The following is a 7,588-nucleotide window of genomic DNA, read 5'->3' as shown; positions in this document are numbered from 1 at the left end:
ACTGACTGCGGCCCGCATCGTCATCTCGGGCGGCCGCGGCATGCAGTCGGGCGACAATTTCCACCTGCTCGACAAGATCGCCGACAAGCTGGGCGCCGCCGTCGGCGCCTCGCGCGCCGCGGTCGACGCGGGCTTCGTGCCGAACGATTACCAGGTCGGCCAGACCGGCAAGATCGTCGCTCCCGAACTCTACATCGCGGTCGGCATCTCCGGCGCCATCCAGCATCTGGCCGGCATGAAGGACAGCAAGGTCATCGTCGCGATCAACAAGGACGAAGAGGCGCCGATCTTCCAGGTCGCCGACTACGGCCTGGTCGCCGACCTGTTCAAGGCCCTGCCGGAACTCGAAGCGGAACTCTCGAAGTAACGCTGAGTTTGGGGTAGGTTCATCGTAACGCGTGCAACAGACGGGGTTATCGGAATGGCGCTCAAGACCATCGGTGTCATCGGTGCCGGCCAGATGGGCAATGGTATCGCCCACGTCTGCGCCCTCTCGGGTTACGATGTCTTCATGATGGACATCAACCTCGAGCGCGCCCAAGCCGCGCTCGAGGTGATCCAGAAGAACATGGCCCGGCAGCTCGGCCGCGGCCTGATCACCGAGGCTGACCGCGATGTCGCCCTGAAGCGCATCATGGTCACCGACAGCATGGAGCAGGTCGGCGTCGCGGATCTCGTGATCGAGGCGGCGGCCGAGAACGAGACGGTGAAGAAGCAGATCTTCACCGCCCTCTGTCCGAAGCTGAAGGACAGTACGCTGGTCGCCTCAAACACCTCGTCGATCTCGATCACCCGGCTCGCCGCCATCACCGACCGCCCGGAACGCTTCATGGGCATGCACTTCATGAATCCGGTGCCGGTCATGAAGCTGGTCGAGCTGATCCGCGGCATCGCGACCGACGAATCGACCTATCAGACGATCCGCGACTTCGCCCTCTCGATCGGCAAGACGCCGACCATGGCGGAAGACTTCCCGGCCTTCATCGTCAACCGCATCCTGCTGCCGATGATCAACGAGGCGGTCTATACGCTTTACGAGGGCGTCGGCTCGGTCGAGGCGATCGATACCGCCATGCGGCTCGGCGCCAATCATCCGATGGGTCCGCTCCAGCTCGCCGACTTCATCGGCCTCGACACCTGCCTCGCGATCATGCAGGTGCTGCACGAGGGCTTGGCGGACTCGAAGTATCGGCCCTGCCCGCTGCTGGTCAAATATGTCGAGGCCGGCTGGCTCGGCCGCAAGACCAATCGCGGCTTCTACGACTATCGGGGTGAGACCCCGGTGCCGACCCGCTGAGCTTCACGGTCGATTGCACCCAGCCCTGGCTGACGGCCCGCTTCGGCGGGCCGCGTCGCTGCCTGTCCTGGGCGCCGTATAATCCCGGCTTCGTTACCGCCACCCGCGTCGTTTGGCGCGAGGTGCGCAATGCCGACCTGACGCCGACCGTCGACCCTCTCGCCCTGTTGCGCGACGGGCTCTCGTCGATCGGCGCGCTCGATGCGGTCGGCTTGATGACCTCGCGCGATATCCGCCGCCATTTCCTGGGACGCGCCGAGGTCGGAGGCGTGACCGCCACCTGTCTCGCCACCGTCGGTCTCGGCAACGGCGAAGTGGTGGGGCGGCGGCGCCAGGCCCGGCCCGAAGGTTTCGGCACCATCAACCTGCTGGTCCATGTCGATGCCGGCCTGACCGACGCCGGCCTGCTCGAAACGCTTTCGATCGCCACCGAGGCGCGCACCGTCGCCGTGGTCGAGGCTGGCTATCGTCCGGGCGGGGTAGGGGCCGTCACCGGCACGGGCACGGACTGTGTCGTGGCCGCCTGTCCGCCGGGCGGCAGAATCGCCTATGCCGGCCTGCATACCGCGGTGGGTGAAGCGATCGGTGCCGCCGTTCTGGCCGCCGTGCGCCCCGGCGCCGCCGACTGGATGGCGGAGAACAGCCTACTGGACAAATCGGCGGCAGGGGCCCTCAGTTAGCGGTGTAACAGGCGAGAGGGCAAGGCGATGGCGCAAGAAGGACGATCTCCCCGGCTGGCGGTGCTGATCGATGCAGACAATGCCTCGCCCAAGATCGCCGATGGCTTGTTCGAGGAGATCGCCAAGATCGGCGAGGCCAGCGTGCGGCGGATCTACGGCGATTTCTCGGGCACCCGCTCCAAGGGTTGGGCCGACATCCTGGCGCGCCACGCCATCATCCCGCAGCAGCAGTTCGCCTATACCACGGGCAAGAACGCCTCCGACATCACCCTGGTGATCGATGCCATGGACCTCTTGCACAGCGGCCGTTTCGACGGTTTCTGCCTGATCTCCTCGGACAGCGACTTTACCCGCCTCGCCTCGCGCATCCGGGAGCAGGGCGTGGACGTCTTCGGTTTCGGCGAACAGAAGACGCCGGAAAGTTTCCGCCAGGCCTGCCGGCGTTTCATCTATACCGAAAATCTGGTCGCCGGTGCTGGTCAGGGAGGGACGAAGACTGTCCTGCCGGCCGCCGCCGCCGAGGAGTTGATCCGCAAGGCGCTGTCCCAGGAAGAGGGCGACGACGGCTGGGTGACGCTCGGCGCGCTGGGCAAGCAGCTCGCCAATCTGGCGCCCGATTTCGATCCGCGCAGTTTCGGTTTCCGCAAGTTGAGCGATCTCGTGCGCAGCCTGCCCGGCTTCGAGGTCGGCGAGACCGAGGCCGGCCAGCTTCGCCTGCGCGCCGTGGCCGCGGTCGCACCCAAGCCCCGGAGGGGCGGCGGCCGGCGGCCGCGCAAGCCGGGACCCGCCGCCGTCTGAGTGGGGGCGCAGGGCCGTGCACACCCGCTCCTTCGCCTACCGCCTGCGGCGCCGCCTGCGCCCGTCCTTCACGCTCTGGCTCTCGTCTACCCTGTGGCGGCGGCGCCTGGTGTTCTGGCTCGGCGCGCTGATCGTCGGCCTGGTCTGCGTGATCTTCGCCTGGGGGGCGGATCTCGCCGTTCACCTGTTCCGCGACCTCTTGGAGCGGGTGCCCTGGGCCGGGCTTCTGGTCACGCCGATCGGTTTCGGGTTCTGCCTTTTCATGGTGCAGCGGGTGTTTCCCGGCGGCGAAGGCAGCGGCATTCCTCAGGCGATCGCGGCCCGCGCCCTCGAATCGCCCGTCGCACGGAACCGCCTGCTCTCGCTCCGCATCGCCTTCGGCAAGATCATGCTCACCGTCCTGGCGCTCGGCTGCGGCGCCTCGGTCGGGCGGGAGGGGCCGTCGGTCCAGGTCGGTGCCTCGATCATGCTGGCGTGCAGCCGCTTCGCCGGCCTCGGCCGGATGCGCGGCGTAATCCTGGCGGGCAGTGCCGCGGGCGTCGCCGCCGCCTTCAACACGCCGCTCGCCGGCATCATTTTCGCCATCGAGGAAATGTCGAAATCCTTCGAGAAGCGGATCAGCGTGCTGATCATGAGTGCCGTGCTGATCGCTGCCGGTGCTGCCGTGCTGATCCAGGGCACCGGCTCCTATTTCGGCCAGACCGACGCCATGCTGGGCCACGCGCGAGATTGGATTGCCGTGCCCGTGCTGGGTGTCATGGGTGGCGTGATCGGGGCGGGCTTCGCGCTCGCCATGATCGGCCAGGCCAAGGCGATCCCCCGGGTGCTGGGCGGCCGGATCGGGCGCCACCGGGTGATCTTCGCCGTTGCCTGCGGGCTCGCGGTCGGCCTGCTTGGCTATGTCTCGGACGGCGCCGTGCACGGCACCGGCTATGCCGAAGCGCAGGCCGCGCTGCATGGCGAATTGCAGGAACCCTGGCTCTATCTGGTCGCCAAGCTGGCGGCCAATCTCCTGTCACAGGCGGCGGGCATCGCGGGCGGCATCTTCGCGCCGACCCTGGCGGTGGGCGCCGGCCTCGGCGCTGCGGTGGGCGACCTGTTCGGTGGCATGGCGCCGGGGGCCGTGGCGGCGCTCGGCATGGTGGCGCTCTTTGCCGGCGTCATGCAGGCGCCCATCACCGGCTTCGTCATCGTCTTCGAGATGACCGACAACCATGCCATGGTGGTGCCGCTGATGGCGGTCTCGGTGATCGCCACCGGCACCTCGCGCCTGCTCTGCCACCATCCGGTCTATCACGCCCTGGCCGACCTCTTCCTGGCCAAGTTCCGCCAAGCCGCGCACCACCCGGTCAGCCCGCCTTGAAGCCGCGGATCAGGGCCAGCGCCGCGGGCGAGGTCCAATCCGCCGGGCCGACCAGGGTGCCGCGCACCCGCCCTGCGGCGTCGAGCACGAAAGTGGTGGGCAGGCCGCGCACGCCGAGCGGGCTCGCCAGCCTCATGCCGTCGTCCTGATAGGCTTCGAGATTGGCGGCACCGTTCTTGTCGAGGAATTTCCGTACCACCGAAGGCTCCGCCCGGTCGACCGAGATGGCGACGACATGGATGCCCTCGTCCTTGGTCGCCTCGGCCAGCTTGGCGAGCGAGGGCAGCTCCTCGATACAGGGGCCGCACCAGGTCGCCCACAGGTTGACCACCAGGACCTTGCCCTTCAGGGCCTCCAGGGTGATGTCGGCGCCCTGCCCGTCCTTGAAGGCGATCGCTGGTGCTGGCTTCGCCTCCGCGCTCGGGCTAAAGTTGGCGATACCCGCCGGATGCGGGGCCGGTGCGGCATTCTGCCCGCCCGCCGGCAACAATCCGGCGACCGCCCCGGCGATTCCCGCGAGGGCGACAACGAACACGATGACCGGCGCCAGTTTCATGATTCCATGCTCCCTCTCGGTGCCGCTGCCGTGACAACGCTCAAGTAGCTTCGATGCCCAACGACCATAACGACCTGAAATCGACCTCGAACGCGATGTGGGGGGGACGCTTCGAGCGCGGCCCCGCCGAAATCATGGAGAAGATCAACGCCTCCATCGACTTCGACCGCAAGCTCTATGCCCAGGATATCGCCGGGTCAAAGGCCCATGCGGCCATGCTGGTCGCCGCCGGCATCCTGACCGCGGCGGATGGCGACGCGATCCGCGCCGGCCTCGACGCCGTCAAGGCCGAGATCGAGGAGGGCCGTTTCGCCTTCCGCAAGGACCGGGAAGACATCCACCTCAATATCGAGGCACGCCTCGCCGAGCTGATCGGCCCGGCCGCCGGCCGCCTGCACACCGCGCGCTCGCGGAACGACCAGGTGGCGACCGATTTCCGCCTCTGGGTGCGTGACGCGCTGGACGGGCTGATCGGCCTGACCCGCAGCCTGGTCGCCGCCCTCCTCGACAAGGCGGAAGCCCATGCCGAGGTGGTGATGCCCGGCTTCACTCACCTCCAGGTCGCCCAGCCGATCACCTTCGGCCACCATCTGATGGCCTATGTCGCCATGCTGGAGCGCGACCTGGGCCGCCTGTCCGACGCGCGCGCCCGGCTCAACGAATGCCCGCTGGGGGCGGCCGCGCTGGCCGGCACCAGCTTCCCGATCGACCGCTTCGCGACGGCTGCGGCGCTCGGCTTCGAGCGGCCGACGGCGAATTCCCTCGATTCGGTCGCCTCGCGCGATTTCGCCCTCGAGTATCTCGCGGCCGCCTCGATCATGGGCGTCCATCTTTCGCGCCTCGCCGAAGAGATCGTGATCTGGACCAGTGCCCAGTTCCGTTTCGTCAGCCTGACCGACGCCTTCACCACCGGCTCCTCGATCATGCCGCAGAAGCGCAATCCCGATGCCGCGGAACTGGCGCGGGCCAAGGTCGGCCGGGTGATCGGTGCGCTGAATTCCTTGCTCATCGTCATGAAGGGCCTGCCGCTCGCCTATGCCAAGGACATGCAGGAAGACAAGGAACCGACCTTCGACGCCGCCCTCTCGATCGAACTGGTGGTCGCTGCCATGGCCGGCATGGTGGCCGACCTGACGCCCAACGAATCGGTGCTGAAGGCGGCCGCCGGCACCGGCTTCTCCACCGCGACCGACCTCGCCGACTGGCTGGTCCGGAGCCTGAACATGCCGTTCCGCGAAGCCCATCACGTCACCGGCCGCATCGTCAAGGCGGCGGAGAAGGAAGGCGTCGACCTCGACGCGCTGCCCCTTTCCGCCCTGCAGGAGGTCGAGCCCCGGATCACCGCGGCCGTCTACGACGTGCTCTCGGTCGAGAATTCGGTGCGCAGCCGGACCAGTTTCGGCGGGACGGCACCCGACGGCGTGCGCTGGCAGATCGCCGCCGCCCGCGCCCGTCTGGGCCTTTGAGGAGACAGGGCATGCCCAAGATCGTTCTCGCCCTTCTCGTCGTCTCCCTCGCCCTCGGGGCTTGCGGACGGCGCGGCGTCCCCGTCCATCCCGACACCGGGCAGCAGGCCCACGGCATGCCGGACAGCGTCCACCCGACCACCGGGACCGATCCCGGCCGCGACTACGGCGGCAGCGACGTCAACTATCCGATTCCGCGCCCCGGCCCGGCGAAGTGAGGGCGGCGCGATGAATCATTTCGACTACCGCGACGGCCGATTGTTCGCCGAGGGCGTCTCCCTCGAAGCGATCGCCGCCGCCGTGGGCACGCCCTTCTACTGCTATTCGACGGCGACGCTGGAACGCCATTTCCGCGTCTTCGCCGAGGCCTTCGCCGACCAGAAGGCGCTGGTCTGCTTCGCCCTCAAGGCCAATTCCAACCAGGCGGTGATCGCCACCCTGGCCCGCCTCGGCGCCGGGGCCGACGTCGTCTCGGGCGGCGAACTGGCGCGGGCGCTGGCGGCGGGCGTGCCGGCGAACCGGATCGTCTTCTCGGGCGTCGGCAAGACGCCGGTCGAAATGGCGGCGGCGCTCGATGCCGGCATCCATCAGTTCAACGTCGAATCGGAGCCGGAGCTGGAACAGCTCTCGGCCGTCGCCGCGTCCAAGGGGGCGGTGGCGCCGATCACCATCCGGGTCAACCCGGATGTCGACGCCAAGACCCACGCCAAGATCTCGACCGGCAAGGCGGAGAACAAATTCGGCATCGCCTGGGAACAGGTGCGCTCGGTCTATGCGCGGGCGGCGGCCCTGCCGGGGGTGCGGGTGGTCGGCGTCGACGTCCATATCGGCAGCCAGCTCACCGCGCTCGAGCCCTTCGAGGCGGCCTTCCGCAAGGTCGCCGAACTGGTGCAGGCGCTCCGTGCCGACGGCCACAAGATCGACCGGCTCGACCTCGGCGGCGGCCTCGGCATTCCTTACGAGGAAAACCGCCTGGTGCCGCCCGCGCCCGAGCATTATGCCGACATCGTGAAGCGCGCGACGGGCCATCTCGGCTGTGGCATCATCCTGGAGCCCGGGCGTCTGATCGTCGGCAATGCCGGCGTTCTGGTGACCCGCGTCCTCTATGTGAAGAAGGCGACGGCCAAGACTTTCGTGATCGTCGACGCGGCCATGAACGACCTGATCCGGCCCACCCTCTACGACGCCTATCACGGCATTTTGCCCGTGGTGGCGGCGCCGGCCGATGCCCCGGTGGCGCCGGTCGACGTGGTCGGCCCGGTCTGCGAGACGGGCGATTTCATCGCTCTCGACCGGCCGCTGCCGGTGGCGAAACAGGGTGATCTGCTGGCCGTGCTCTCGGCCGGGGCTTATGGCGCCGTCATGGCCTCGACCTACAACACCCGGCCGCTGATCCCGGAAGTGCTGGTCAACGGCGACGATTTCGCC

Annotated in this window: 9 protein-coding genes; 8 read left to right on the top strand and 1 reads right to left on the bottom strand. The window is 68.2% G+C overall.

Annotated elements, in window-relative coordinates:
- The 5 genes from WC493_RS20605 to WC493_RS20585 form a co-directional block, all read left to right on the top strand.
- A partial coding sequence (locus WC493_RS20605) for an electron transfer flavoprotein subunit alpha/FixB family protein (protein WP_373068053.1) occupies window positions 1–367 on the top strand: 367 nt, incomplete at its 5' end.
- Window positions 368–421: 54 nt separating this feature from the next.
- The gene (locus WC493_RS20600; protein ID WP_373068051.1) at window positions 422–1,297 is read left to right on the top strand and encodes a 3-hydroxybutyryl-CoA dehydrogenase; all 876 of its coding nucleotides are present in this window, start codon (window positions 422–424) and stop codon (window positions 1,295–1,297) included.
- Window positions 1,294–1,977 carry an adenosylcobinamide amidohydrolase gene (locus WC493_RS20595; RefSeq protein ID WP_373068055.1) on the top strand — a complete coding sequence of 228 codons (684 nt, stop codon included), beginning with the start codon at window positions 1,294–1,296 and terminating at the stop codon, window positions 1,975–1,977. The genes WC493_RS20600 and WC493_RS20595 overlap by 4 nt, the downstream gene beginning before the upstream one ends.
- A 27-nt stretch (window positions 1,978–2,004) precedes the next feature.
- The gene (locus tag WC493_RS20590) at window positions 2,005–2,775 is read left to right on the top strand and encodes an NYN domain-containing protein (protein WP_373068049.1); all 771 of its coding nucleotides are present in this window, start codon (window positions 2,005–2,007) and stop codon (window positions 2,773–2,775) included.
- Window positions 2,776–2,791: 16 nt separating this feature from the next.
- On the top strand, window positions 2,792–4,138 hold the full coding sequence (locus WC493_RS20585) for a chloride channel protein (RefSeq protein WP_373068047.1): 1,347 nt from the start codon (window positions 2,792–2,794) through the stop codon (window positions 4,136–4,138).
- Here the strand turns inward: WC493_RS20585 and WC493_RS20580 are convergent.
- A complete protein-coding gene (locus WC493_RS20580) occupies window positions 4,125–4,694 on the bottom strand; it encodes a TlpA family protein disulfide reductase (protein ID WP_373068045.1) in 570 nt (189 codons plus the stop codon). The two genes, WC493_RS20585 and WC493_RS20580, sit on opposite strands and share 14 nt — an antisense overlap.
- A gap of 53 nt (window positions 4,695–4,747) precedes the next feature.
- Here WC493_RS20580 and argH point away from each other — a divergent pair, with 53 nt between their 5' ends.
- From argH to lysA, 3 genes are all read left to right on the top strand, one after another.
- Complete coding sequence (gene argH, locus WC493_RS20575) at window positions 4,748–6,160, top strand: argininosuccinate lyase (protein WP_373068043.1); 1,413 nt, start codon at window positions 4,748–4,750, stop codon at window positions 6,158–6,160.
- Between the two features lie 11 nt (window positions 6,161–6,171).
- Window positions 6,172–6,378 (top strand): hypothetical protein, encoded by a 207-nt coding sequence (locus WC493_RS20570; RefSeq protein WP_373068041.1) that lies wholly within the window; start codon window positions 6,172–6,174, stop codon window positions 6,376–6,378.
- Window positions 6,379–6,388: 10 nt separating this feature from the next.
- Window positions 6,389–7,588, top strand: a 1,200-nt coding sequence (gene lysA, locus WC493_RS20565) for a diaminopimelate decarboxylase (protein ID WP_373068039.1), incomplete at its 3' end; no start/stop codon positions are given.

The organism is Zavarzinia sp., from assembly GCF_041650655.1.
In the GTDB taxonomy this organism is placed as follows: domain Bacteria; phylum Pseudomonadota; class Alphaproteobacteria; order Zavarziniales; family Zavarziniaceae; genus Zavarzinia.
Note: the sequence above shows the minus strand (reverse complement) of the source record. Positions and strands in the feature narration are given on the sequence as shown.